The following is a 26,983-nucleotide window of genomic DNA, read 5'->3' on the forward strand; positions in this document are numbered from 1 at the left end:
GGTGAGGGGGCGGTGGTCGGCACACCGCATGACGCTTCGACACCGCACGGCACCAAAGCGCACCTGACGGAAACAGGCTGACTCAACGCGTCAGAGCACGTTTCGGTGCAGTCCGAACATGCGTCGTGTAGAGCGTCAGACCGGTAAAGGCCAGACCACCCACCAGATTACCCAGCGCAGTGGGGATCTCATTCCAGATCATGTAATCCATGACCGAGAAGCCGCCGCCCATGATCATCGCCGAGGGGAACAGAAACATGTTCACCACCGAGTGCTCGAAGCCCATATAGAAGAACAGCATGATCGGCATCCACATGGCGATGACCTTGCCGCTGACCGAGGTGGAGATCATGGCGCCGACCACGCCCATCGACACCATCCAGTTGCACAGCATGCCCCGCACGAAAATGGTGAACCAGCCGGCCAGGCCATACTCGGCGTAGCCCAGGGTACGTGCTTCGCCGATGTGCGCGATCTTTTCACCGATGGCGCCCGGTGAGGTGGAGAAGCCGAAGGTAAAGACGAAGGCCATCATCACCGCAACGGCCAGGGCGCCGCCGAAGTTGCCAAGGAATACCAGCCCCCAGTTGCGTAGCACACCGTTCACTGTCACACCCGGGCGCCTGTCCAGCAGCGCCAGCGGAGTGAGGACGAACACGCCGGTGAGCAGGTCGAAGCCCATCAGGTAGAGCATCACGAAACCAACCGGGAAGAGCACGGCGCCCAGCAGCGGCGCGCCGGTCTGCACGGTGATGCTCACCGCGAAGACAGCGGCCAGGGCGAGGATCGCGCCGGCCATGAAAGCCCGAATCAAGGTGTCCCGGGTGGACATGTAGATCTTGGACTCACCGGCGTCGACCATTTTGGTGACGAATTCCGAAGGGATGATGTAGGACATGGCGGCATCTCTGTGGGCGTTGTGAAGCCCGGCCAAGGGAGGCGAGGGCTGGATTCGTTACTGGCCAGCTATTGGCCGGGCAGTGGTGCGGTAAACGGTTGAAAAGCTCGCGGTCAAGACCGCTCCCACAAGGCGCGATCGTGGATGCCATGTCGGAGCAGTCTTGATCGCGAAACTCAGTCGACGGCGACCTCCACGGCATCGCCTTTGAGCCGCACGGGCCAGACCTGCAGGCGCTGTTCCGGATACTCCAGGCAGGTGCCGTCCTGCAGACGGAAGTGCTGCTTGTAGAGCGGCGAGGCAATGACCAGGTCGCCCTTGAGCTGCCCGACGATGCCGCGGCCGATGACGTTGGCGCCGGATTTCGGGTCCTTGTTGGCAATGGCGAAGACCTGCTCGCCGGTTTCGGTCTCGGGGAGGTGGAAGAGGGCGACCTGTTCCCCGTCGAGCCAGGCGACCACGCCGGAGTTGGCCACCAGGTCGCGGCGGCTGCACAGGGCTCGCCAGCTGGCGGATTGAACGGAATCAATACGTACGGCGTTGGACTGGCTCATCAGAAAACCTCCTCGGTGACAGGGATCAGGTGAAGTTCGTGTGCGTGCACCGGACGGCGCTGGCCGCGTTCCTTGACGAAGTGGATGTCCGGGTCGCCGCGCTGGTCGTTGACGAAGGTGCGGAAGCGTTTGAGCTTTTCCGGATCCTTGATGGCGTTGGCCCACTCGCATTCGTAGCGATCGACCACCAGCTGCATCTGCGCTTCCAGCTCGGCGGCAAGATTCAGGCTGTCGTCGATGATGACTTCCTTGAGGTAATCGAGGCCGCCTTCGAGCGATTCGCGCCACACCGAGGTGCGCTGCAGCTTGTCCGCGGTGCGGATGTAGAACATCAGGAAGCGGTCGATGTAGCGCACCAGGGTCTCGTCATCGAGGTCGGTGGCGAACAGCTCGGCGTGCCGTGGGCGCATGCCGCCGTTACCCGCCACGTACAGGTTCCAGCCGTTTTCGGTGGCGATCACGCCGATGTCCTTGCTCTGCGCCTCGGCGCATTCGCGGGTGCAGCCGGAGACGCCGAACTTGATCTTGTGCGGTGAGCGAAGGCCCTTGTAGCGATCCTCCAGGCGCAGCGCCATGCCGACGCTGTCCTGCACGCCGTAGCGGCACCAGGTGCTGCCGACGCAGGATTTCACCGTGCGCAGCGACTTGCCGTAGGCGTGACCGGTCTCGAAGCCGGCCTCGATCAGTTCGCCCCAGATGTCAGGCAGTTCGTGCAGCTGGGCGCCGAAGAGGTCGATGCGCTGGCCGCCGGTGATCTTGGTGTAGAGGTCGTATTTCTTGGCGACGGCACCGAGCGCGATCAGCTTGTCCGGCGTGATTTCACCGCCGGCGATGCGCGGCACCACCGAGTAGGTGCCGTTCTTCTGCATGTTCGCCATGAAGGTGTCGTTGGTGTCCTGCAACGGAATCAGCCCCGGATCGGTGATCGGCTGGTTCCAGCAGGAGGCGAGGATCGAACCCACCGCGGGTTTGCAGATATCGCAGCCGGTGTGGCCGCGGCCGTGCTTGGCGAGCAGTTCCTGGAAGCTGATGATGCCTTCGACGCGAACGATGCCGTACAGCTCCTGTCGAGTGTGGGCGAAGTGCTCGCACAGGCTCTTGTCGACTTCGACGCCACGGGCGGTCAGCTCATGCTCGAACACTTGCTTGAGCAACGCGCTGCAACCGCCGCAGCCGGTGCCGGCCTTGGTCGCGGCCTTCAGCTCGCCAAGGTCGGTGATGCCCGCATCGACCTGGCAGCACACCGCGCCCTTGGTGACGTTGTGGCAGGAGCAGATCGTCGCGGTGTCGGGAAGGGCGTCCGCGCCCAGCGTCGGCGCGCCGTCGGACAGCGGCAGGATCAGGCTGGACGGATCGGCCGGCAGCTTGATGCCGTTCTGCGCGTATTGCAGCAGGGTGTCGTAGTAGCTATTGTCACCGATCAGCACCGCGCCGATGACCCGCTTGCCGTCTTCGGACAGCACCAGACGGCGGTAGCTGGCGTTGGCTTCGTCGATGAAACGATAGCTTTTGGCGCCAGGCGTGGCGGCATGGGCGTCGCCAATGGAGCCGACGTCGACGCCGAGCAACTTGAGCTTGGTCGACATGTCCGCGCCGCTGAATGGCTGGTGCGGCTCGCCAGTGAGCAGGGCGGCGAGGTTGCGTGCCATGGTGTAGCCGGGTGCGACCAGGCCGAAGACCATGCCGTTCCAGGACGCGCATTCGCCGATGGCGAAGATCGAAGGGTCGCTGGTGCGGTAGTCGCTGTCGATTACCACGCCGCCACGCGGCGCGATTTCCAGTTCGGCGCTGCGGCCCAGGGAATCTTGCGGACGGATACCGGCAGAGAACACGATCAGGTCGGTTTCCAGATACTCACTTCTACCATCAGCACCGTCCTGGAAGTTCATCCGGTAGGCGTATTCCTCGCCGATGACGATTTCCTGGGTAGCGCGGGACAGATGCACACCGACGCCCAGCGCCTCGATGCGGGCTTTCAGCGCGGCGCCGCCTTCCTCGTCCAGCTGCACCGGCATCAGGCGCGGTGCGAACTCGACCACATGGGCTTCGAGGCCGAGGGACTTGAGCGCGTTGGCCGCTTCCAGGCCGAGCAGGCCGCCACCGACGACCACGCCGCGCTTGGCATTGCTGGCCGCAGCACGGATGGCGTCGAGGTCGTCCAGCGTGCGGTAGACCAGGCGCGAGTTGCCTTCAGCGCCCGGAATCGGCGGTACGAAGGGGTAGGAGCCGGTCGCCAGAATCAATTTGTCGTAGGCCTGGCGACCCTCGGTGGTCACCACTTCCTTGCGCTCGCGGTCGATCTCCAGCACCTGTACGCCAAGGTGGATATGCACGCCGTGGCTGATGTAGCAATCGGCTTCGCACAGGGCGAGGGAGTCAGCATCGCGGCCGGCGAAGTATTCGGACAGGTGCACGCGGTCATAGGCGCGTTGGCGCTCTTCGCCATAGACATGGATCTGGTACTGGCCCAGCGCGCCGCGCTCGACCAGTTGTTCGACGCAGTGATGCCCGACCATGCCATTGCCGATGACGACCAGCGTTTCACTCTTGAGTGGGGTGACGATTGCGTTCATGCCGGTTCCTCCGTCGAAGCCGCGATGCGGCGCCGTCGTACAAAAACAAAAAGGCGCCTGGAGCTGTCGAGCAGCTCCAGGCGCCTTTGCCTGGTATTCGTAGGTTGTGGAGGTGACTGTCCGAGCGTCGTTGCCCGTTGCACCTGTCCCGCGCCGTTTGCGGCTGATGGTCTTCGCTGACCGCGGGTGCGCTGCCGAATCGCTCGGCAGGCGTTGCATGAGCCATAGCAGGTTGCGTGCCAGCGATGAGCAGCCAATGGATGCGGCGTGCCAAACGTCCGTATATGGCGGGAAGCAGTGATTACTGCGCCCCGCACGGTGTTCCGATTGCACGATCAGGCTGGTTTACAGCCCGGTGCCGTCGAACCAGAAAGGTGCGGTATCAGCTCGAGGTTCCCTTTTTTGGGGCGATCAGCTGACGTTGTCATCGGTAACCGACTAACGTAGCGGTACAGAGCCGAACCTTGCTTGGCGGGGTCGGTCAGTACAGCATTTCACGGCTCGGTAACTTCATCCGTGCCGCTGCCAGCCAATCTGACGAATCGCGGAGATCACTTGAACAAGGTCGTCGAACAACCTCTCTTGCTGGGCATGATGCGCCTGATGCAATACCCCGAACTTGCGCAGCCGCAGGCCTTGCTGAGCTTTCTGGAGCGCTGTGTCGAGCGCGGTCTGAGCGCTTTCGATCACGCCGACATTTATGGAGCCGGTGAATGCGAGGCGCATTTTGGTGCCGCGCTGAAGCTGCAACCGGCCTTGCGCCAGCAGATCCAGTTGATCGGCAAGGCCGACATCGTGCCGGCTGCGCAGGATCACTCTCGCTGGAGCATCAAGCACTACAACACTCAGGCGGCCTATCTCACCGAAGCGGTGGAAGGCTCGCTGAAACGCTTGGGCGTCGAGCGTCTGGACGGCTTCCTCCTGCACCGCCCCGATCCCTTGCTGCGCGTCGACGAGGTGGCGCGCGCGCTGGACGATCTGGTCGGTAGCGGCAAGGTCGGCTGGTTGGGTGTTTCCAACGCCGAGCTGCTGCACTGCCAGACGCTGGCTCGCGAATTGCCGCTGCGCTGCAATCAGATCGAGCTGTCCCTGCTGGCTCAGGACGCTGCCTGGGACGGACGCTTGCACGCCATGGAAAGCGAAGGGCTGCATGTGCTGGCCTGGTCACCGATGGGCGGTGGACGCTTCGGCCCTCAATTGCAACGGGCGCTCGAAGAGGTTGGCGCGGCGCTGGGCGCCACGGCAAACCAGGTCGCCCTGGCCTGGCTGCGCAAGCTACCCGGTAAACCGGTGCCCATCCTTGGCAGTTTGCGCTGGGAGCGGATCGAGGAGGCATTGAACGGTGCCGAGCTGACACTGGATACCCAAGCCTGGTTCTACCTGGCGCAGGCAGCGAGAGGTCACGAGGTGGCCTAAAACACGCCTTCATCGGGAGTGGCGTGCGGTTTCGGTTGGTGCTGTGTCGGTTTATCGACGTCTCGCTGGTTTTGGCCATATTCCTGACACAGTGACTTTCTATGGTTGTTCTCCGACGCCAGAGCGCTGCGCATGCCGCGCAGCGCCAGCTCCGACCGAGTGGAGAGACCCTACATGCGAACCCCGAAGCCGCTGGTCGTGGCGCTTGCCGCTGCGATCTCCGTCCCCGCCATGGCCGCCAGCAATACCTTGGTGGGCTGGGCAATGATGCCTGCCGACACCTTCTCCGATGGCCCGACTTCGGGTCAGATGACTAACGCCAATCCCTACGGCACCTTCGCGCCGCCGTACGAGGGCCGCCAGCCGGTACAGGGTTTCTCCGCCGTACTTCCAGGCGCGGATGAAAACAGCTTCATATTCATGACCGACAATGGCTTCGGCGGGCAAACGAACTCGGCGGACACCTTGTTGCGCCTCTACAGCGTACGGCCGGACTTCCGTACGGCCGAGGGCGGCAGTGGCAAGGTCAGCGCGAGTGACTACCTCAGCGGTGCACCCTTGGCGCGCTTCACCCATCCGTCACGCCTGACCCTCAACGACATCAACCAGAAGCTGGAACTGCCGATCCAGGCCGACTATCGCTTCTACTACAACGACGGCTCCAAGCCGCGCGTCGACAGCGCCATCGACTTTGGCCGCCTGCTAACCGGTGCCGACCTGGACGTCGAGTCGGTGCGTCGCGACAAGAATTGCGCGATGTGGTTTGGCGATGAGTTCGGTCCGTACCTGGTCAAGACCGATGCGTCCGGCACCGTTACACGCAGCGCCATCTCCCTGCCGGGTGTTTACGCGCCGCAGCACAAGGACGTGGTGGCGGGGCGCGCGACCGCCAATCTGGCTGGCTCGGGCGGCTTCGAAGGCATGGCCATCAACCCGCGTGGCGATCGTCTGTACGCGCTGCTGGAGAAGACCGTCACCGGCGATCCGGCCGGCAACCTGCGTATCAACGAGTTCGACATCGATCAGGAACGCTACACCGGTACGGCGTTTTTCTATCGCCTGCAAGCGCCCGATCACGCCATCGGGGACATGACCGCCGTCGACGAGACGCGCTTTCTGGTCATCGAACGCAACGGGGCGACGGCCACCAGCGGCACACCGTTCAAGAAGATCTACCTGATCGACACCCGCGGCGTTGCCAGCGGCGGCGCCGTGCACAAGACCGAAGTGGTCGACCTCATGCAACTGGCCGATCCCGACGACCTGAATGGCGACGGCCAGCGAGTGTTCACCTTTCCTTACGTGACCATCGAAAGCGTGTTGCCGCTGGATTCGCGCACCTTGCTGGTGGCCAACGACAACAATTTCCCTTATGGCGGCGGGCGGGGCCTCAATGCGGACGCCACCGAGTTTCTGAAGATCCGCCTGGCCAAGCCGATTCCGGGCGTCCGCCCGCCGCATCTGCAACAGGCCAGGGACGCGCGGCGCTGTGAAATGGCTGCAGGGCTGGGGCAGGGCTGAGCCTCGCTTGAAAGCGAGGTTGCGGATCAGCGAGGGCGCGCGCTCCTACAAGTGATATCGGCGGGTTGATGCTTGCCATAGGAGCGAGTCTGCTTTCGTGGGAGGCCCGCCCCCAGGCCGAAGCTTTTCAGCACCAAGCTGCGCCATTCGCCGCGGGGTCGCGGCTCCCACAATGGGGCGACGTGCACTGCTTTGTTTTTGTGGGAGGCCCGACCCCGGGCCGAAGCTTTTTCAGCACCGGGCTGCGCCGTTCGCCGCGGGGTCGCGGCTCCCACAATGGCTGTTGTGGGAGGCCCGCCCCCGGGCCGAAGCTTTTTTGCACCGAGCTGCACCGTTCGCCGCGGGGTCGCGGCTCCCACAATGGGGCGACGTGCACTGCTTTGTTTTCGCGAAAAACCAGGCGGCGGATGCACAAGGTGCCTGGCCGCCTGCATTTCGGTACCGGGCGGGCAGGCGTAGCTCACCAAACAAGCTGCGCCTGACCGCGCCGGATGAGATGGGATCAGGCCTCGCCCACCTGCACCACCAGCTTGCCGAAGTTCTTGCCTTCGAGCAGGCCGATAAACGCCTCGGGCGCGTTTTCCAGGCCCTGAACGACCTGCTCGCGATACTTGATCTTGCCCTCGGCATACCAGGCGCTCATGTCGCGCGTGAACTCGTCGTAGCGGTGACCGTAGTCGTTGAAAATGATGAAGCCTTGCATGCGCATGCGCTTTTTCAGAATGGTATCGAGCAACAATGGCAGGCGGTCCGGGCCGTCGGGCAGGTCGGTGCTGTTGTATTGCGCGACGACACCGCAGACCGGCACCCGTGCGCTGGTGTTGAGCAGTGGCAGCACGGCATCGAATACCTTGCCGCCAACATTCTCGTAATACACGTCAATGCCGTCCGGGCAGTGTTGGGCCAGCTGCTCCGGAAAATCGCCGGCCCGGTGATCGATACAGGCGTCGAAGCCGAGCGTCTCGACCGCATGCCGGCATTTTTCAGCGCCACCGGCGATACCGATCACGCGGCAACCTTTCAGCTTGCCGATCTGCCCAACCGTTGCACCGACGGGCCCGGTGGCTGCGGCGACGACCAGTGTTTCGCCCGCCTTGGGCTGACCGATATCGAGCAGGCCCATATAGGCGGTGAAGCCCGGCATACCCAGCACCCCAAGAGCGTGGGACGGATGCTTCATGTCAGGGGCGAGCTTGATCAACCCTTGGCCGTCGGACAGCGCGTAGTCCTGCCAGCCATTGCCACTGAGCACCCAGTCACCTTGCTGGTAATCAGGATGACGCGACTCGACGACACGGCAAACCGTACCCCCAACCATCACGTCACCTATCTCCATGGGCGGCGCGTAGGAGGGGCCAGCGCTCATGCGACCGCGCATATAAGGATCAAGCGAAAGGTAGACGGTGCGTAGCAACAGTTGGCCGTCGTCGGGGCTCGGTACCGGGCCGGTTTCGAGGCGGAAGTTCTCGCTGGTCGGTGCACCGTGCGATCGTGAGGCGAGACGGATGCTGCGGTTATTTCGTGGTTGCTGTGGCATGTGGACTCCCAATGGGCAAGCGGATCAGGAAGTGTAAGCAGTGCATGGCGACGGTCAGGCCCACAGGACCCGACTGGGCCCGGCTCTGGGGAGCTGCTACTCGATTTCTCCCGGCGTTGCCGAGCGGTGGGGCGGGTCGTCGGTGCGGGTCTCCTGCTCGGTATGGTGCATGTTCCGGTTCGGCACCGAATCGTTCTGCGGCAGGCCCTTCACCACGCGGCCGTCCTCGGTGACGATCTGGCCTTGCTGATTGCGGTGGGTTTCCAGCTTTTGCTGTGGAGCGGGATTGCCCATTGGGCTAGGCCGCGAGCCGGTATCTTCGAGCGGCGTACCAGCGGGCGCTTGGGCTAATGCGTGTTGGGCTGCAGCGGTCAATAGCGTAGCCGCCGCCAGCGACCTCAATAGAGATCTATTCATACGGTTCTCCTCACTTGCTTCGCCAGGTTGATGGGGCGCACCGAGTGGGTATAGGGCATGCCATGGAGGTCGGCCGGATTTGCTTGTGTCGTAGCGCAAGGTTGCACAGCTTTGATGCGTGCGACCCCACCCAATCAAAGTATGTGAACAGGGCTGGCAGGCTGAGTTCGCGCGCGTCAGACCGGGCGGCAGAGATGGCGCTCGCACCGGACGCACCGAAGAAGGCGCTTGGCCATATTTCGTTGGCATTTTCTGAACCCCGTTTGCCTTCCCGGGTCAGAGCTGAGCATCACGGCAGAGCCAGCTGACCCGACCTTCGTGCGATCTCAGCGCAGTCGGACCATGGATGGCTGCTGTGTCGAGTCCTACCGCCTTCTTGCCCAGATACCGAGCACTTCAATGGATCAGATATACGCCGTCGTACTGTCGTACAAACGCAAGGGCTTGCTGAGACGCTGCCTGGACGGAATCAATGCCCAGACCCGGCGTTGCGATGCCGTTATCGTGGTGGACAACGCCAGCAATGACGGTACCGAGGAGATGCTGCTCGAGTCCGGTATCGACAATCTCAAGGTTTATGTGCTGTCCCATAACACCGGCGCCTCCGGTGGTTTCAGTGCCGGATTTCGCATCGCTTACCAGCAGGGCGCCGATTTCGTCTGGATGATGGATGACGACGTCATACCTGAGCCGGACGCGCTGGAGAAGCTACTTCAGGCTGACGATCAACTGCGCGCGCGTCGGGAGCCGTTTTCCTATCTCATTTCGCGGGCCCACACCGAAGATGGCTTGCTGACCAACGTGCCGCGTGTCGACGAACGTCCCAACGCCATCGCCTACGAGAACTGGCCGGCACTGCTCGATATCGGCGTAATACCGGTGCGCCCGGCGACCTTCGTCTCGATCCTCGTGCCACGGGCGTCGTTACAGCGCCACGGCTTGCCTCTGGCTTCCATGTTCATGTGGGGCGACGACACGGAATTCACCTTGCGCATCAGCGAAGATGTGCCGGGTTATCTGGTCGCTGCGAGTAAGGTCCTGCACATGCGTCGGGTCAGCGGCACCATCGATATTCTTCGCGAGGTCGACCCGAACCGGGTCGCGCTGCACCGACATCTGGTACGCAACGAGCTGTTCGTCGCGCGCAGGTATTTCCGAAAGCGCCGCGTGCTGGGGCTGCTGGGGTCGCGGTTGTGGCAAGTGCTGCAGATGCTCAAGAGCCGCCAATTCACCAAGGCCCGCATCGTCACGAAAGGGCTGTTGGAAAGTTTCCGTTTTGCTCCCGAAACAGAAATGGCCGATGCGCCGGTGGAGGCACTAGGGGTAACCGTGCGTGAATTGATCCCAAAGTCGCCAAGTGTGACCTCAGGGATTGAGACGCCAACCGACGCCGCTGGTACGTCGCAGGTGGCGAGCGAGGCAGCGAAGCCGGATGATCAGCTGCTGGAGCTTCCACGCCAGCCGAGGCCGAACATGCGCATCCTGATCTGCGGTGCTGGCGGCCAGGTTGGCCACTGCCTGGTCAATCAAGCCGCCAGTTTCGGGCTCGAGCCCATTGGGCTCGCTCATCAGGACCTGGATATCACCTCGCCCGAGCAGATTAGCCAGGCGCTCGAGCGCTACCAGCCGGCATTGATCATCAATGCGGCGGCGTATACCAATCTCGACCATGCCGAGGCCGAGGTCGCGCATGCCGAGGCGGTGAACCGCGATGGCGCCGCCAACCTGGGGCGGGCCGCGGAACGCTTCGGTATCCCCTTGTTCCACTTGTCCAGCGAATATGTTTTCGCCGGCGACGGTACCGAGCCCTATCGTGAGACCGATCCGGCCTTGCCAATCAGCGTCTACGGGGAAACGCGGCGAGCGGGGGAGGTGGCCATCACTGAAGCGCTCGATCGCCACCTGATTCTGCGTACCAGCTGGATCTATGGCGAACACGGCAACAATTTCGTGAAAACCATGCTGAACCTGGACCGCAAAACCGACGAGATTTCCGTGGTCAGTGATCAGATCGGTTGCCCGACTCGCTCTCGCAGCGTCGCACGTGTCCTGATCGAACTCGCGATGCGCTATTGCCGCGATGGAGACCTGCAGTGGGGTATCTATCATTACAGCGGTGCAGAGCCCTGCTCATGGGCAGAGTTTGCCGTCGAGATCTTCAGCGAAGCCGAGCGGGCCGGCCTGATCGACAAGGCGCCACGGGTGCTCCCGGTCGCTAGCGGCAGCCTGCCGCGTGCGGCAGCGCGTCCTGCCTGGTCCGTGCTCGATTGCAGCCGTATCGAAAGCACCTTCGGCATTCGGCCCAAGTCCTGGCGCGATGAGCTGCGCCATGTGATCAAGCAGATGAGCGACATGCCGTCGCTGCCGTTCGGGCCTGCGCACAGCCGTGTGCCGTTCAGGACGTACCCGCAAAGCGGCGGCGAAGGTCCCAGCCTGGCCCAGTTCGCAGTGGTGCAGGGAGCCGGTCAGCTCTGACCACGATAAAACTTTATCAAAATGTAACAGTCTGATCCTCTCGTCAAAACCAATGGAATTCCGTAATGACCGGTGCAGCTGTTAAACGCGTGGGTGTTTCAGGTACGGGGATGATCTCCCACTGTTTCGTTCGGCTGATCATGCAGCATTACCAGGACCTGGACATCAGCCGTGTGCTGACCCGCAGGCGTGTGGACACCCTGCGTGATTTCCCGCTGCCGGATCGATTGACCAATTCGATCGACGAGCTCATCGCGCATTCGGACATCATCGTCGAGTGCACGGGCGACGTGTTCTTCGGAACCGAGGTCATCGAGCGGGCCTTCGAAGCCGGGGTGCCGGTTGTGACGGTCAATGCGGAGTTGCAAGTGACGACGGGCTCCTACCTGTCCGGCAAGGGCTTGCTGACCGAGGCGGAAGGTGATCAACCCGGCTCCCTCGCGGCGTTACGTGAAGATGCCTTGCAGATGGGCTTTCAGCCGCTGGTCTACGGCAATATGAAAGGCTATCTGAACCACAACCCGAGCCCCGAGGACATGGCCTATTGGGCCAAGCGGCAGGGCATCAGCATCGAACAGACCACATCCTTCACCGATGGCACCAAGGTGCAGATCGAGCAGGTAGTGGTGGGCAACGGTTTTGGCGCCACCATTTGCCGGCGCGGAATGGAAGGTTTGGCCTCGACCGATCTCAACCGTAGCGGCACGGTGCTTGGCCTGATCGCCGATGGCCTTGGCCAACCCCTGGTCGACTATGTGTTGCCCGATGGTTATTCGGCAGGCGGCGTGTTTCTGGTCTGTCGCCATGACAACGACCAGGCGCCCGCGATCGAATATTTCAAGCTCGGTCCCGGCCCTTATTACGTGCTGACTCGCCCGTTCCATCTGTGTTCGCTGGAAGTCGGCAAGACGGTGCGCCGCGTGCTGGCCGGTGGCGGTGTGCTGTTGAATAACTCGGTCGAGCCAACACTGGGTGTCGCGGCGATAGCCAAGCGCAAGATGAACGCCGGCGAGATGATCGTCCGGGGTATCGGTGGTTTCGATGTCCGTGGCGAAGCCGTTCGGCTAGTCGATGAGCTCGATCACGTGCCCATCGGTCTGTTGCGCCATACGGTACTCAGAAGGGCCGTGGAGCCTGGGCAGATGATCACCTTCGACGACGTAGAGCTCCAACCCAGCCGGGTGCTGGACATCATTTCCCAGCAGCGTCAGAAGACCGTGCAGCAACTCGAAACACGCCCGCAACCAGGCGGCGTTTTGCAACAGGTGCTGAGCTGAACAGGCTCGGCGACGAGGCTGAAATCTGGGCCGACGGCCACAGCTTCGTCGAGTTCCAGCGGACCGGTACGGGGTTGGTCCCGTACCACCACGAGTCGAGTTCGAGCTTGACCAAATCCACGCAGCCGATACCAGGACGCCCGCTGGAGCAGGCGTCCTGCGACGAGCCGCAAACGATGGTTTTCCTGGCGTAGCAACGGCACCGTTCAGACGGACTGCGACTGACTCGCTGCGGCTGCATCACCGATGACCGACAGGATGTTGCGCGCGATACGGACGACCGCGCCGCTGAAACCCGCCGCCTCCTTCTGAGCGTCCTGCTCGTTTTCGAACACGGCGAGAACGCCGCCATATGAATACACCACGCCCCAGCAGCCGGTGTCTTCGATGTCCATTTGCGTAGTATCCATGTGCTTTCTCCCTGAGTTTGCATCAATGCGACGGAAACACGGCGCATAGATAGCATGCCGTCAAAACATCGACAATTGCCGTTCGGCGGCCGCTGTATCCGCTGTACGGGGGCATGCCGTCCGCCGCGGTTCAGGAGAGAAACGAGCGTCTCGGGAAGCGACGAACTGCACGGCTCGCACGCCCGGACCGTTCGCAGGCGAGTTGCCGCCGTGAGGCGGCTCACAGGCTTCTTTAGACGGGGCGCCGCGCGTCCGGGTGTGTTTCGTGGCCCATCGGAGTGGTATCGGGAAGAGGGGTGTCAGGCTCGGAAAAGTCGGGACTGTGGACTTCCGAGTCCAAGGGCATATGACTGTACCGCTGCTTGTCTACCACGTCCTGCTGCCGCGGTTGCTGCTCGCTCTCTGTCAGGATCCGCTTGGCCTCGCAGCGTCCGCTGATGCCGCGTGCCAATGCCATGCCGCCCATTGCCAATTGCAGCAGACCGCTTATGCCGCCACGGCGCAGGCCTTTGCCCAGCAGCATCAGGCCGCCGGCTACTGACGCGGTGCGCTCCCAGCCATGCACGTTCTGCGGGGCGGTCTTGTCGAAAAGTCGGTTCATGGTCGTTTCCTCACGGTTCATTGCCAGCGTTGTAGCTTCGGCAGCCAACCGGCGGGTGCGTTCTGGGCGGAGGACGAGCGGCAATCGGAGCGACGGTGTCACGCCATGCTCTGATTAAGGCTTGACACTCACGCGTGGCTCACGCAGATTCCTCTAAACGTAATGCGATTACGCAAAAACAACAATCGCGCGTTCGAGCTCCGAGCGTGTAACGCATACAGCCATGACCATACCTAGCTATTCATTCAGCCATTACCACATCCCCGACGCCTGCCGGTCAGCCAGCGCGTGTTCGTCCGAAAGCCTGGATGGCCACGCTGCAGTGGTGGTCGGCCAGAGCTATCGTATGGATGTGACCCTCAGGGTGTACGGCTGAATGAAGATTCTCGGTTTTCGACTGACCCTTGGCGACCATCTGGGTCGCAGTGTTCGGGGCATTTCCTGTGCGCCGCCGGGCTGACGTGTCCTGACGTCATCCCTATCAATGCACAGCCAGTCAAAGGAGCCAATCATGGCCGACCTGTTTGAAAACCCCATGGGCCTCATGGGCTTCGAGTTCATCGAATTTGCCTCGCCCACCCCGAACGTCATTGAACCTGTACTGGAGAGCATGGGTTTTTCCCATGTTGCGAACCATCGCTCCAAGGACGTGGCGCTGTATCGCCAGGGCGAAATCAACGCCGTCGTCAACCGTGAGCCTAAGAGCCACGCGGCCTATTTCGCTGCCGAGCATGGCCCGTCGGTGTGCGGCATGGCCTTCCGTGTGAAGGATGCGCATCAGGCGTATGCCAAAGCGCTGGAATTGGGAGCGCAGGCTGTCGACATGCCCACCGGTCCGATGGAGCTGCGTTTGCCGGCCATCAAAGGCATCGGTGGCGCGCCGCTGTATCTGATCGACCGTTTCGGTGAGGGCAGCTCGATATACGATATCGACTTCGTCTTCCTGGACGGCGTCGATCGCCATCCGGTCGGCGCCGGCCTGAAGATCATCGATCACCTGACCCACAACGTGTATCGCGGGCGCATGGCCTACTGGGCCGACTTCTACGAGAAGCTGTTCAACTTCCGCGAGATCCGCTACTTCGACATCAAGGGCGAATACACCGGCCTGACCTCCAAGGCCATGACCGCACCGGACGGTATAATCCGCATCCCGCTGAACGAGGAGTCCAGCAAGGGGGCAGGGCAGATCGAAGAGTTCCTGATGCAGTTCAATGGCGAGGGCATCCAGCACGTCGCCTTCCTGACCGACAACCTGATCGAGACCTGGGACAAGCTCAAGGCCAGCGGCACGGTATTCATGACCGCACCGCCGGAAACCTACTACGAGATGCTCGAAGGCCGCCTGCCCAATCATGGCGAGCCCGTCGAGGACTTGAAGTCGCGTGGCATTCTGCTCGACGGCGCATCGGAGAATGGCGAGCAGCGCCTGCTGCTGCAGATCTTCTCGGGTACCTTGCTCGGTCCGGTGTTCTTCGAGTTCATCCAGCGCAAGGGCGACAGCGGCTTCGGCGAGGGCAACTTCAAGGCCTTGTTCGAATCCATCGAGCGCGACCAGATCAAGCGCGGGGTCTTGAGCACGGCTGACTGATAGCGCGGACGGCAGCCAGGTCACCCCCGGCTGCCGTCCTTCGTGTTCGATTGGCGCATGCGTCAGCGGCGTGCGCTGAAACCGGTGGAATCCGGTAGCACCTGGGCAGTCGGCTTTCAGGCGGTGCCGAGCCTTGCACCGTGTCGGCATGACGCCGTGCACCACGCAGACCGACAGCCGCTCCGATGCGAGTAGCTGGCTTGGCATTCCTTTATCGCAATCCCGTTGACCCTCTCGCTTGGGCTTGGCGCGCTCAGTTGCCGCGCACGCCCGCACCTTGCAAAAAAAACTGCTCGATGATGCCGGCCGAACTGGCGCTCGCCGCGCGGCCACGGCGTTCGGCATCGACGATGCCGTAAATCAGGGAAAGAAACAGCTCGGTAAGCACCGGTGCGCCCACCTCGATGCGAAAAAGACCGGCGCGTTGACCTCTTAAGAAGAAGGCATCCAATGCGCTGTCGTACGGAATCCATTTCGCCCCCTCGTTAGCCGGATCGAGCGAATCAGGGCGGTACTGGAACATCAGGAACATGAGCAGTTCTCGGTGTGCCAGGTGTTCCTGAATGAGTCGTTTCAGCGCCGTGAGCGGCTCTGCATTGTCGAGATCGGTACGCTGGATGACCTGGTTCAACACGGTCAGGCCATGCGCCATCAGCATTTCGACGAGATTGTCACGGGTGCCGCAAAGCCGGTGCAACGTCGCTTTGCTGATACCGGCCGCTTCCGCGAGCTCCTTCAGCGTCGCTCGCGGGCGGTCTACGAATGCGACGGCCAACGCCTTGAGCAGGCGATCGTCGGGAAGGGGCTGCGTCATCAGTTGTGACTCCCATCATTAAAGCTCACGGTATTGTCCAGATAAAGGCTCAAATGACAACTCAATAGCCGGTTGAAGTTAATTATTTCCAATATGAGACAAAGTTGACTCATAAGGTTCTTTGTCGGATCATCCGTGTCCGGTGCATCGCGGCCACAGGGGCCGGGAGCACGAACGATTCGCGGCTCAAGCTCGATGTGGCTCAGGCAGACGAGGTAGACATGAACCCACTAATCAACCGCTGGCTGTTGCTCGCTGCCGTTCTGCTGGCCTTCACCCCGCTCATGATCGATGTGACGATCCTGCACATCGCCATTCCAACGCTGACGCTTGATCTGCGCGCTTCGGGAACGGAGGTCTTGTGGATCGTCGACATCTATCCGCTGATCATGGCCGGGCTGCTGGTCCCCATGGGGTTTCTGACCGATCGAATCGGTACACAGCGAACCTTGCTGCTGGGCATGACAATCTTCTCGCTGGCCTCGATCGGGGCAGCCTTCTCTTCGACGGCGGCCGTGCTCATCGCCGCACGCGCAGCGCTTGCTCTGGGCTCGGCGATGATGATGCCGGCCATTCTTGCCGTGGTTCGTCGAACGTTCGACGATGAGCGCGAGAGGGGTATTGCGCTGGGCCTCTGGGGTACCGTCGCGGCGGCCGGAGCGGCTGTGGGGCCGCTGGTGGGCGGGCTGCTGCTGGAGCATTTCTGGTGGGGGTCGGTATTTCTGATCAACGTACCGATCATGCTGGCGGTCACGCCGTTGGTGTATGCACTGGTCCCGAATGAGGGCTCGGACTCCCATGCACCTTGGCCTATCGGGCAAGCGCTGGTGCTGATCGCCGGGCTGATGCTCTCGGTCTTCGCGACCAAGTCGCTGTTCAAACCGGATCAATCCGCTCTGATCGCCGGCGCGCTGCTGGGTGTCGGGATTGGCCTGTTGTCCATATTCGGCCGTTTTCAGCTTCGCTCGCCGCATCCGATGCTGGACCTTTCGCTGTTCAAGCGAGGCCAGGTACGGGCCGGGCTCGCCATGGCCCTGGTCGCGTCCGGTGCCCTGGCCGGGGTCGAGCTGACGATCGCCCAGGAAATGCAATTCGTGATCGGCAAAACGCCGCTCGAGGCTGGCTTGTTTCTCTTGCCGCTAATGGCAGCCGCTGCCGTGGGCGGACCTATAGCCGGCTGGATTGCGGGCCGCGTGGGGCTGCGCTGGCTGGCGACGGCATCGCTTGCTGCGTCCGCGGCGAGTCTAGGCGGTCTGGCGGTGAGCGACTTCCATGCGGCGGGCGCTGTTGTGATCTGTCTGCTTGCAACGCTCGGTCTGGCGCTCTCCGTAGGGCTTACGGCCTCGTCCATCGCAATCATGTCCGCCATTACCCCGGAAAAGGCCGGCTCGGCCGGTTCGCTGGAGGCGACGGCCTACGATCTGGGATCCGGACTCGGCATCACTGGATTCGGCGTGCTGCTCGCAACCGCGTATGCCAAGGCGCTGGCGACGCCTGAGAACCTCGCGCCGGCGATCGCCGCTCAGGCTCGGCTTTCCATCGGCGAAACCATGATAGTGGCCTCCGGTTTGCCGGGGCAGCAGAGCAACGCGTTGCTCGAGTCCGGGCGCGCGGCGTTCTCGCTCGCGCATACCGGGGTACTGAGCACGGCGGCGGCAATGCTGGCCGCGTTGGCGATAGTCCTCTGCGTTTCGTTGCGAGACCAACGCTCGGTCCGTTCCGATGATCCAGCCATCGAGGCGGACGGCTGATCGCGGTTTCGCCAGCATGACGTGCTTCGAATCGTTATCGCCCATGGCGCTAGCGACGACCAGTCATGCCTTGATCACTCCAAGGGCGCGCTGATCTTGGAACGTTGACAAGTTAGCAACAGGATACGTCTAATAATACGAATTACTATCATTTTTATAGTGCTTCGCCAGGTCAAGGGTGAATGTGTCCTGCCGTAGTCGCGACGGGGAGATACAGCTTTTGAGCCCATGTCTGGCCGAAGCCAAGGGAGCTGCAAAGTTGAATCAAAACCCATCCGTGAACCGCTGGCGCGTCCTTTCGCGCGTGCTGGCAGCGGGGCTCGGCGGTTATGCCGTGGCGTACGCCGTGACCGCCTTTCTCGCCGTCTATCTGCCTCTGGCACGTCCTGATCGGGTGGTGTTCTCCAGCCTGGGCAGCTTCGCCGTCTGGATTGCGGTTGCTGTGTATGTATTCGCGGCACGCAGCACCTTGCGTGTCTGGCTTTCGCTGATCGGCCTGACCGCGGTGCTGTGTCTCGCCGCCTTTCTTTCCGGCGAATTGAGGACACGGCCATGACGCTGCGCCAAAGCATGGCGGGGTTGCACACCTGGGGCGGGTTGCTGCCCAGTTGGTTGCTCTTCGTGATCATCTTCGCGGGCACCCTGGCCTGCTTCGACAAGGAGCTGACACGCTGGATGCGCCCAGCGTTGCACCAGGATGTTGCATCGCATATCAGTGCGGATGACGTGCGAGGCTGGGTGCAGCAGAACGTCCATGAAAAGCTTCATGCGTTCTGGATGCACGGCCCTACCGAACGGGAGCCCTACTGGCGGCTGGGCTGGGAAGTGGATGGAGCTGACACCTTCCATAACGTCAGTTTCGATCCCCGTAGCGCACGGGCTGTGCCGATGCCGGAAACGGTCGGCGGTGAGTTCTTCTTCAAGCTGCACTACAACCTGCACGCCGGTGACATCGGCATGTATATCGTCGGCCTGGCCGGAATGTTCATGCTGGTTGCGCTGGTGTCCGGCGTGATTATCCACCGGCGAATCTTCAAGGACTTCTTTACCCTCCGGCCCAAGGCCAACGGGCAACGTGCCTGGCTCGACGCGCACAACCTGTTCGGTGTCGTGGGCTTTCCGTTTCACCTGGTCCTGGCCTATACGGGCGTGGCCATCTTCGTCGCGTCCTACATGCCGGCCGCGGTTCAGGTGAGCTATTCCAACAACGTCATGCAGTACTTCAGTGAGGTGATGGGTAGCTTTGAGCGGGAGGAGGTGAACCTGCCGCCAGCGACTCCCGTGTCTCTCGATGGGCTGATTCTCGAATCACAACGCCAGTGGGGCACAAGCGATGTCGGTTGGATCAGCGTGCACCACCCGGATGACGCTTCGGCGGTCGTGGATATCCGACGCCGGGACGGCTCACGCATAGGCTCGCCACAGGACACGCTGACCTATGACGCCGCCAGCGGTGAGCTGCTCAATCGCCAGGACGCTTCCACGGGCTACCGTGCCTACCTCTGGCTGGCTGGGCTGCATATGGGGCAATTCGGCGGCACGCTGGTGCGCCTGTTGTATCTGCTGATGGGCCTGTGCGGTTGCGCCATGCTGGTTGGCGGGCTGCAAGTCTGGCTGGCCAAGCGCGAGCAGCGGAGCGAGCGGCGTCTGGTCTGGGTGCGCGCGCTGAACGCCGCGGTGTTCGCCGGCCTGCCGTTGGCCAGCCTGGCGCTTCTGTGGGGCAATCGACTGATCCCTGCGACCGTTCCGGAACGTGCGGTGGCCGAAGGCTGGGTGTTTGTCGTTGCCTGGCTGTTGATCGCGTTGTGGGCGGTACTGCGGCGCGAGCAAAGCCGGCGCCTGTTGCGCGGCCAGCTGTTGCTCGGTGCGGTGCTCGCGTTGGGATTGCCGCTGCTCAACGGGCTGACGTCCGACGGTCATCTGGCGGCCAGCGTGGCGCGAGGCGACTGGGCATTGGCCTCGGTAGATCTCTTTCTGACAGCCGTCGGTCTGGTCTGCGCCCTGTGTGCCTGGCGTCTGCGAGGCGCATGGGAAGGTCTCACCGTCAATCGTCGACTCCCCCAGACTCAAGAGATATGAGCATGTCGTTACTGGCTTTCGCCCTGAGCTATCTGGGCATGCTGCTGCTATGTCTGACTATGAATCGCCATCGTGCGGCGCTGCTGCGTGGCGACCTGCAATTGCCCACCACGCCAGTCATGCGCTTGCTGGCAATCGGCTGTTTCGGTTTCGCCGGGTGGTTGTGCATCGGTAGCCAGGGCGCCGAGATCGGCACGGTGGTCTGGTTATGCCTGACGATGCTGGCCGGTGTGCTGCTGGCGTTGCTGCAAGCCTGGCAGGCGCGCTGGGCGGTACCGTTGGCACCGCTGCTGACGCTCGGGGGCGCGTTGCTGACCGTCTTCTGAGGGTTTCGGTGTGCAGTGGCCGCGCTTGGCCGTTTGCACACCGGCTCGTCTGTCGTAGCGACAGATCCCGTTGTCCTGATGCGTTACCGAGGTGCGTTGTACCTGGCGAGTGCGCGGCGGGGAATGGGCGAAGCATGGTGCGATATGCGGTTCGCACCAATCAGGCTCGGACGGCTCTAACCTCCAGCGGTCTTTTAACGCTGCGGAGGTGAGTGATGAGTATCGATCCGCTCGATCGGCCACACGATCAGCAACCCGTACCGGGGCAGCAGCAGAACCCTGCGCATACTCCCGACTTCATTACCGATAACCCGGACGTTCAGCCCGAGCCCGGCAACACCGGTCGCTCGTCTGATCGAAACACCAATGTGCCCTCGTCCGAGACACCGGTACCGCCAGCCAGGCGAAGTGGCGAACAGGAGCAGTAGCGGGCCAGCAAAGGCTACCGTCGCTCCGCGACCTTGGCTGAAAGCCGTCCTAACGAGAGCGCCTGAGGCAGCGGCGTTGAGCAATTAGCCCTCCATCTCTCGTTGTCGAATGGGATGCGCTAGCCGCGCGCCTGTCCCATCCACCCGCGCGGCACGCTCTGATACTGGAAGCAGCTATTCTCGAGCAAAGCGGCCGCCAGTGATCAGGCCTTTTTCATCGACCAGTAGGTCGGTCTGAACAGGTCCCGCTCGCCGAGCAGCAGCACACCTGCCGCAAAAGCACAGAGCACCAGCGCGATATACAGACACAACTGGAGCAGCCCGTGCGGCGCAGGCAACCAATGCAGGGCAGTGGCAATAGCCGCTGCGGTGGCGATCCAGCGCGCCAGGACGCCCGGAGCAAGCCCGGTGGGTGACGCGCGGTAGACATACAGTCCCATGAACAACGCCTGGACCGTTGCCCCGCAGGAGAAGGCAAACGCCAAGCCTTCGGCGCCGTATGGCCCGTAGAGCAGCGCGTCGAGGCCGATGGTCAGCGCGGAGCTGATCAGCGTAATCACCAGAAACAAGCGTGACTGATGCTGAGCGAGGAGGGCGCGCCCCCAAAGCAGCGCCAGCCCCATTGCAGGAAGACCCAGGGCATATAGGATCACCAGCGAGGCCGTGGCGTCGGTTTGCGGTGCGCCGAATTGACCGCGCTCCAGCAGTACCGATACCACCGTTTGTGGAAACGAGCAGAGCACCACTGCCGCCGGGACCAGGAACAGCAGGGTCGCCAGCAGGCCTTTGCGGATCACGCTCGCATGCTCTGTGAGGTCGTTGTCGCTCCAGCTGGACACGAAGCGTGGGAACAGCACCGAAAGCACGGACAGCGCGTAGAGCGTGAGCGGAATGGTGACGATGCGAAACGCAAAGGACAGCATGGTGATGCTGCCTTCATCGAGGAAGGAGGCGAACATGCGTTCGGCAAGAATGCAGCCTTGCTGCGCCCCGGCGGCCAGCAGGACCGGCGCGAACGCGAGGCCGAAGCCGCCCGCGTGCCCCGTCGTCTCGACGGCCTTGGCGCCGCCGCGCAGATAGGCGATGCGCCGGTGCTGCACCAGAATCAATGCCAGTTGGGGCAGCAGCATGCCGATGAAGATCACCATGCCGGTGGGTTGGAACAACAGGATCCCGACTATCGCCCCGGCGTTTAGCAGCACGGTGCGCGTCATCGGCAGGATGAAGACCTCATCCATGTTGAGCAGCGCACCCTGGCAATACAGCACAGCCTGAACCGCGATAAGCGCTGCACCGACGCAGAACACGACCTGGCCGGAGGCGACCTGAGCGTCGGTCCAGCCGGGCGCCAGCAGGTTGAGAATCGAGTAGCTGCCGACGACGGCGATGGCGCTAACCGCCACCCCCATGAGCATCACTCGCCAGTAGAGCCAGCGGCTGACGGCCTCGAACAGGGCTTCGGATTGGCTGCGCAACTTTTGCAGGTACGGGATCATCGCATCGCGCAGGGCAAGGCCCAGGAAATTCTCGAAGAACATCGGCAGGATCAGGGCGACGAAAATAAGGTCCGCTTCCCAGCTCAGGCCGAAGGCCTTGGCGATGAACAGGTCGCGTAGGAAACCGAGGAGAAAGCTGGCGACAGTCAGCGCCAGGATAACCAGTGATGCGTTCATTCCTTGATCCTGTGCAGGCCATTATCGGGTGACCTGGTAACTAGCGGCATGTCGGCCAGATGCGATGGCTCGACGGGGCAGTTCCGGCGGCTCACGGTCGTCAGCGACCCGCGGAACGATACATAGACTGAAAGGCTCAAGCATGGTTCCTGAGCCCTTGATCGCGGGTTCCTCGACCCGTTTTGACCAGGACAATTCCGGATACGTAAAAATGCCGTAAATCCTCTTTGCGAGCGGAGCGTGACTGCTTATGGTTCACGCTCATTTTCAGGCGAACCCGTTCATGTCCGAGGCAAACACTTCTTCTGCCGGCTCCGTGTGGCGCTGGCTGATCATCGGCGGTGTGATCATCGCGATCGTGCTGTTGCTCTGGTGGCTGTGGCCAACCGCCGCCGAGAAGCCGCAGCAACAGCCTGGCGGGCGTCCGGCTTTCGGTGCGTTCGGTGGCCCGACGCCGGTGCGGGTCGCCGTGGTCGAGCAGGGTCGATTCGAGGTGTATGCCAAGGCGCTGGGTACCGTTACGCCGCTCAACACGGTAAACGTGCGCAGCCGCGTAGCTGGAGAGTTGGTCGTCGTACGCTTCGAGGAAGGCCAGCGTGTGCAAGCCGGCGACTTGCTCGCCGTGATCGACCCGCGCCCCTATGAAGTGGCGCTGCAGCAAGCAGAAGGTACGCTCAAGCAGAACCGCGCATTGCTGGAGAACGCGCAGGTCGATCTCAAGCGTTACCGGGGATTGTTTGCCGATGACAGCATTGCCAAGCAGACCCTCGACACGCAGCAGGCGCTGGTCAACCAGTATCAGGGGACGCTCGCCGCGAATCAGGCCGCGGTCAACGAAGCCAAGCTGAACCTGCAATTCACCCAGATTCGCGCGCCCATCGATGGCCGCGTCGGTCTGCGTCAGCTGGATCAGGGCAATCTGGTCGCGGCCAACGACACTACACCTCTGGTGGTCATTACCCAGACTCAGCCCATGGCAATCGCCTTTACCCTGCCGGAAAGCGACCTGCCGCCGGTCATCTCGCGTTTTCGTCGCGGCGACGAGCTGGCGGTGCAGGCCTGGGACCGTGGCGAGCGGGTGCTTTTCGGTGAAGGTGTGCTAGAAAGCGTCGACAACCTGATCGACACCACCACCGGTACGCTGAAAATGAAGGCCCGCTTCGACAACGAGGCAGAGCTGCTGATACCCAACCAGTTCGTCAACATTCGCCTGCGCGTCGAAACCCTGGACAACGCGATTCTGATTCCCTCGGCGGCACTGCAGTTCGGCTCGCGCGGCAACTATGCGTACGTCGTCGGCGAGGATTCGAAGGTCCAGCTGCGGGTGCTCGAAGTGGGCCCGAGCAATGGCGACAAGACGGTCATCACCAAAGGCCTGAGCGTCGGCGAACGGATCGTCATGGAAGGCACCGATCGCCTGCGTGACGGCAGCGAAGTCGAAGTGGTGGATCGCCAGACACTTGCCGAGGAAGCGGCAGCGAATCCGAAGGTCGATACCCAGAGCGCCAAGGAGCGTCCGGCGCGATGAACATGTCGCGGCTGTTCATTCTTCGGCCGGTGGCGACCACCCTGACGATGATCGCGATCCTGCTGGCTGGCCTGATCGCCTATCGCATGCTGCCGGTTTCGGCGTTGCCGCAGGTGGATTACGCGACCATCCGGGTCATGACGCTGTATCCGGGGGCCAGCCCTGAGGTGATGACCAGTGCCGTGACCGCGCCGCTGGAGCGCCAGTTCGGGCAGATGCCCGGGCTGACCCAGATGTCCTCGACCAGCTCCGGCGGCGCCTCGGTGATCACCCTGCGTTTCTCGCTCGAGGTCGAGCTGGACGTGGCCGAACAGGAAGTTCAGGCGGCCATCAACGCCGGCAGCAATCTGCTGCCGAACGACCTGCCGGCGCCGCCGGTGTACAACAAGGTCAACCCAGCGGACACGCCGGTGATGACGCTGGCGATCACTTCGGAAAGCCTGGCGCTGCCGCAACTCCACGATCTGGTCGATACGCGCATGGCGCAGAAACTGGCGCAGATCAGCGGCGTGGGCATGGTCAGCATCGCCGGTGGCCAGCGTCCCGCGGTACGCATTCGAGTCAACCCGGAGGCGCTCGCGTCCTACGGCTTGTCGCTCGCCGATGTGCGCACCTTGGTGACCAGCTCCAACGTCAACCAGCCCAAAGGCAATTTCGACGGCCCGACGCGCGTGTCGATGCTCGACGCCAACGATCAGCTGAAAACGCCGGAGGAATACGCCAATCTAATACTGGCTTATGAGGATGGGGCGACATTGCGCCTGAAGGATGTCGCCCACATCATCGATGGCGCCGAGAACGAGCGCCTCGCCGCCTGGGCCAATCAAAGCCAGGCCGTGCTACTGAACATCCAGCGTCAGCCGGGCGCCAACGTGATCGAGGTAGTCGAGCGCATCAAGGCGCTACTGCCCGAGGTCACCGCCAGCATGCCGACCGGTCTCGATGTGGTGGTGCTCACCGATCGCACGCAGACCATCCGCGCCGCCATCACCGACGTGCAGCACGAACTGCTGATGGCCACCTTTCTCGTCGTGATGGTCACTTTCGTATTTCTCAAGCGCCTGTCGGCGACGATCATCCCCTCCATTGCGGTGCCGTTGTCGCTTATCGGCACCTTCGCGGTGATGCATCTGGCCGGCTTTTCGCTGAACAACCTGACGCTGATGGCCTTGACCATTGCCACCGGTTTCGTGGTCGACGATGCCATCGTCATGCTGGAAAACATCGCCCGTCACGTGGAGGAGGGCGAGACGCCGCTGCAGGCGGCGCTCAAGGGCGCCAAGCAGATCGGCTTCACGCTGATCTCGCTGACGTTGTCGCTGATCGCCGTGCTGATTCCGCTACTGTTCATGCAGGACGTGGTGGGGCGTCTGTTCCGCGAGTTCGCGATTACCTTGGCCGTCGCCATCCTGATCTCGCTGGTGGTGTCGCTGACGCTGACGCCGATGATGTGCGCCAAGTTGCTCAAGCCCGCCACCACGGAAAAATCCCAGCCGGACTGGGTCGAGCGCCTCATTGGCGGTTATGCGCGCTGGCTGACCTGGGTGTTGGGACACCAGATGCTGACCCTGCTGGTCGCCGTGGTGACCCTGGGACTGACGGTGGTGCTGTACCTGGCCGTGCCGAAAGGTTTCTTCCCGGTGCAGGACACCGGGGTGATCCAGGGCATCAGTGAAGCGCCTCAGGCGATCTCGTTCCGGGCGATGAGCGAACGGCAGCAATCGCTGTCCCGTGTGATTCTCGCTGATCCGGCGGTGGCCAGTCTGTCGTCCTATATCGGTGTCGATGGCGACAACGTGACCCTCAACAGCGGCCGCTTGCTGATCAACCTCAAGCCCCACGCCGAGCGTGACGTCACCGCGACCCAGGTCATCGACCGGTTGCGGCCGGAACTGGCGAAATTGCCGGGTATCGAGCTGTACATGCAACCGGTGCAGGACCTGTCGATCGAGGATCGGGTCAGTCGCACGCAGTTCCAGTTCAGCCTCGAATCCCCGGATGGCGAGCTGCTACAGGAATGGACGCCACGACTGGTGGCGGCTCTGCGCGAGCGCCCTGAATTGACCGATGTTGCCAGCGACCTGCAAAGCGATGGCCTGCAGATTTATCTGGATATCGACCGCGATGCCGCGGCGCGATTGGGTATCGGGATCTCTGCCATCACCGATGCGCTCTATGACGCCTTTGGTCAGCGCCAGATCTCTACCATCTTCACCCAGGCCAGCCAGTACCGCGTGGTGCTGGAGGCGGAAGCGGGCAACCGTATCGGCCCGCAGGCGCTGGAACAGCTGTTCGTACAGAGCGAGGGCGGCACCCCGGTGCGGCTGTCGAGCCTGGCAACGCTGGAGCAACGCAGCGCGCCATTGCTGATCAATCACATCGGCCAGTTCCCGGCCGTGACGCTGTCGTTCAACCTGGCCGACGGTGTGTCGCTGGGTAAAGCGGTGGAAGTGATCGAAGGAGTCGAAGCCGAGATCGGCTTGCCGGCCGGCATCCAGAGCCGTTTCCAGGGCGCCGCCGAGGCATTTCGCGCGTCGCTGTCGAGCACCCTGCTGCTGATTCTGGCCGCTGTGGTGACCATGTACATCGTGCTCGGCGTGCTCTACGAGAGTTACATCCACCCGATCACCATTCTGTCGACGCTGCCTTCGGCGGCGGTCGGCGCCTTGCTCGCGCTATTGCTGACCGGTAACGATCTGGGGCTGATCGCCATCATCGGCATCATTCTGCTGATCGGCATCGTCAAGAAGAACGCGATCATGATGATCGACTTCGCCCTCGAGGCCGAGCGCCATCAGGGCATGAGCCCGCGTGATGCGATCTACCGGGCGGCATTGCTGCGCTTCCGTCCGATTCTGATGACGACCCTGGCCGCACTCTTCGGCGCGGTCCCGCTGATGCTGGCGACCGGCTCGGGTGCCGAGCTGCGCCAGCCGCTGGGGCTGGTGTTGGTCGGAGGGCTGCTGGTCAGCCAGTTACTGACGCTGTTCACCACGCCGGTGATCTATTTGTTCTTCGATCGGTTGGGCAACCGCTTCGCTCGTAAAGACGCGACCGGCCAGGAGACGAGCGCATGACCGCTTCGAAAAGGCGCTCGAGGCTGGAGGCTGAACG

At 62.5% G+C, this 26,983-nt stretch carries 21 protein-coding genes; 12 read left to right on the top strand and 9 right to left on the bottom strand.

Annotation, left to right across the window (positions count from 1 at the left end):
* Positions 1–82: 82 nt before the first annotated feature.
* The 3 genes from KCX70_RS10900 to nirB form a co-directional block, all read right to left on the bottom strand.
* On the bottom strand, positions 83–898 hold the full coding sequence (locus KCX70_RS10900; protein WP_212620182.1) for a formate/nitrite transporter family protein: 816 nt from the start codon (positions 896–898) through the stop codon (positions 83–85).
* A gap of 176 nt (positions 899–1,074) precedes the next feature.
* Positions 1,075–1,452 carry a nitrite reductase small subunit NirD gene (gene nirD, locus KCX70_RS10905; RefSeq protein WP_102850675.1) on the bottom strand — a complete coding sequence of 126 codons (378 nt, stop codon included), beginning with the start codon at positions 1,450–1,452 and terminating at the stop codon, positions 1,075–1,077.
* Complete coding sequence (gene nirB / locus KCX70_RS10910) at positions 1,452–4,025, bottom strand: nitrite reductase large subunit NirB (protein ID WP_212620183.1); 2,574 nt, start codon at positions 4,023–4,025, stop codon at positions 1,452–1,454. Before nirB ends, nirD begins: the two co-directional genes overlap by 1 nt.
* 591 nt (positions 4,026–4,616) lie before the next feature.
* On the opposite strand from nirB, the gene KCX70_RS10915 reads away from it, so the two are divergent.
* Positions 4,617–5,441 carry an aldo/keto reductase gene (locus KCX70_RS10915; protein ID WP_102851473.1) on the top strand — a complete coding sequence of 275 codons (825 nt, stop codon included), beginning with the start codon at positions 4,617–4,619 and terminating at the stop codon, positions 5,439–5,441.
* A 174-nt stretch (positions 5,442–5,615) separates the two neighbouring features.
* Positions 5,616–6,962, top strand: a complete 1,347-nt coding sequence (locus KCX70_RS10920; RefSeq protein ID WP_102850673.1) for an esterase-like activity of phytase family protein — start codon at positions 5,616–5,618, stop codon at positions 6,960–6,962.
* A gap of 502 nt (positions 6,963–7,464) precedes the next feature.
* On the opposite strand, the gene KCX70_RS10925 is transcribed toward KCX70_RS10920, so the two are convergent.
* Both KCX70_RS10925 and KCX70_RS10930 read right to left on the bottom strand, forming a co-directional pair.
* The gene (locus KCX70_RS10925) at positions 7,465–8,499 is read right to left on the bottom strand and encodes an NADP-dependent oxidoreductase (protein WP_212620184.1); all 1,035 of its coding nucleotides are present in this window, start codon (positions 8,497–8,499) and stop codon (positions 7,465–7,467) included.
* A gap of 96 nt (positions 8,500–8,595) precedes the next feature.
* Positions 8,596–8,916 carry a hypothetical protein gene (locus KCX70_RS10930; RefSeq protein WP_243391759.1) on the bottom strand — a complete coding sequence of 107 codons (321 nt, stop codon included), beginning with the start codon at positions 8,914–8,916 and terminating at the stop codon, positions 8,596–8,598.
* Positions 8,917–9,315: 399 nt separating this feature from the next.
* Between KCX70_RS10930 and rfbD the strand changes: the two genes are divergently transcribed.
* A complete protein-coding gene (gene rfbD / locus KCX70_RS10935; RefSeq protein ID WP_212620185.1) occupies positions 9,316–11,391 on the top strand; it encodes a dTDP-4-dehydrorhamnose reductase in 2,076 nt (691 codons plus the stop codon).
* Between the two features lie 110 nt (positions 11,392–11,501).
* Positions 11,502–12,668 carry an NAD(P)-dependent oxidoreductase gene (locus tag KCX70_RS10940; RefSeq protein ID WP_212620321.1) on the top strand — a complete coding sequence of 389 codons (1,167 nt, stop codon included), beginning with the start codon at positions 11,502–11,504 and terminating at the stop codon, positions 12,666–12,668.
* A gap of 206 nt (positions 12,669–12,874) precedes the next feature.
* Here KCX70_RS10940 and KCX70_RS10945 read toward each other — a convergent pair whose 3' ends face one another.
* Together KCX70_RS10945 and KCX70_RS10950 are read right to left on the bottom strand one after the other, a co-directional pair.
* A complete protein-coding gene (locus tag KCX70_RS10945) occupies positions 12,875–13,078 on the bottom strand; it encodes a hypothetical protein (RefSeq protein WP_129590568.1) in 204 nt (67 codons plus the stop codon).
* Positions 13,079–13,310: 232 nt separating this feature from the next.
* Entirely contained in the window at positions 13,311–13,679 is a 369-nt protein-coding gene (locus KCX70_RS10950) for a YgaP-like transmembrane domain (RefSeq protein WP_212620186.1), read from the bottom strand.
* Positions 13,680–14,190: 511 nt separating this feature from the next.
* Here KCX70_RS10950 and hppD point away from each other — a divergent pair.
* A complete protein-coding gene (gene hppD, locus KCX70_RS10955; protein WP_212620187.1) occupies positions 14,191–15,270 on the top strand; it encodes a 4-hydroxyphenylpyruvate dioxygenase in 1,080 nt (359 codons plus the stop codon).
* Between the two features lie 253 nt (positions 15,271–15,523).
* On the opposite strand, the gene KCX70_RS10960 is transcribed toward hppD, so the two are convergent.
* Complete coding sequence (locus KCX70_RS10960) at positions 15,524–16,084, bottom strand: TetR/AcrR family transcriptional regulator (RefSeq protein WP_102845936.1); 561 nt, start codon at positions 16,082–16,084, stop codon at positions 15,524–15,526.
* Between the two features lie 221 nt (positions 16,085–16,305).
* Here KCX70_RS10960 and KCX70_RS10965 point away from each other — a divergent pair, with 221 nt between their 5' ends.
* The 5 genes from KCX70_RS10965 to KCX70_RS10985 all read left to right on the top strand — a co-directional run bounded on the left by KCX70_RS10965 (position 16,306) and on the right by KCX70_RS10985 (position 20,668).
* A complete protein-coding gene (locus KCX70_RS10965; RefSeq protein WP_212620188.1) occupies positions 16,306–17,835 on the top strand; it encodes an MFS transporter in 1,530 nt (509 codons plus the stop codon).
* Positions 17,836–18,094: 259 nt separating this feature from the next.
* Positions 18,095–18,391, top strand: a complete 297-nt coding sequence (locus KCX70_RS10970; RefSeq protein WP_212620189.1) for a DUF3649 domain-containing protein — start codon at positions 18,095–18,097, stop codon at positions 18,389–18,391.
* The gene (locus KCX70_RS10975) at positions 18,388–19,914 is read left to right on the top strand and encodes a PepSY-associated TM helix domain-containing protein (RefSeq protein ID WP_212620190.1); all 1,527 of its coding nucleotides are present in this window, start codon (positions 18,388–18,390) and stop codon (positions 19,912–19,914) included. Before KCX70_RS10970 ends, KCX70_RS10975 begins: the two co-directional genes overlap by 4 nt.
* 2 nt (positions 19,915–19,916) lie before the next feature.
* On the top strand, positions 19,917–20,240 hold the full coding sequence (locus KCX70_RS10980; protein ID WP_212620191.1) for a DUF3325 domain-containing protein: 324 nt from the start codon (positions 19,917–19,919) through the stop codon (positions 20,238–20,240).
* A 215-nt stretch (positions 20,241–20,455) separates the two neighbouring features.
* Positions 20,456–20,668, top strand: a complete 213-nt coding sequence (locus KCX70_RS10985; RefSeq protein ID WP_212620192.1) for a hypothetical protein — start codon at positions 20,456–20,458, stop codon at positions 20,666–20,668.
* A 203-nt stretch (positions 20,669–20,871) separates the two neighbouring features.
* Here KCX70_RS10985 and KCX70_RS10990 read toward each other — a convergent pair whose 3' ends face one another.
* Positions 20,872–22,341 carry a lipid II flippase MurJ gene (locus KCX70_RS10990; RefSeq protein ID WP_212620193.1) on the bottom strand — a complete coding sequence of 490 codons (1,470 nt, stop codon included), beginning with the start codon at positions 22,339–22,341 and terminating at the stop codon, positions 20,872–20,874.
* 283 nt (positions 22,342–22,624) lie between these two features.
* On the opposite strand from KCX70_RS10990, the gene KCX70_RS10995 reads away from it, so the two are divergent.
* Positions 22,625–23,869, top strand: a complete 1,245-nt coding sequence (locus tag KCX70_RS10995) for an MdtA/MuxA family multidrug efflux RND transporter periplasmic adaptor subunit (protein WP_212620194.1) — start codon at positions 22,625–22,627, stop codon at positions 23,867–23,869.
* Positions 23,866–26,946 carry an MdtB/MuxB family multidrug efflux RND transporter permease subunit gene (locus KCX70_RS11000; RefSeq protein WP_212620195.1) on the top strand — a complete coding sequence of 1,027 codons (3,081 nt, stop codon included), beginning with the start codon at positions 23,866–23,868 and terminating at the stop codon, positions 26,944–26,946. Before KCX70_RS10995 ends, KCX70_RS11000 begins: the two co-directional genes overlap by 4 nt.
* The last annotated feature ends 37 nt before the right edge of the window (positions 26,947–26,983 follow it).

This window comes from Stutzerimonas stutzeri (genome assembly GCF_018138085.1).
Taxonomy (GTDB): domain Bacteria; phylum Pseudomonadota; class Gammaproteobacteria; order Pseudomonadales; family Pseudomonadaceae; genus Stutzerimonas; species Stutzerimonas stutzeri_AI.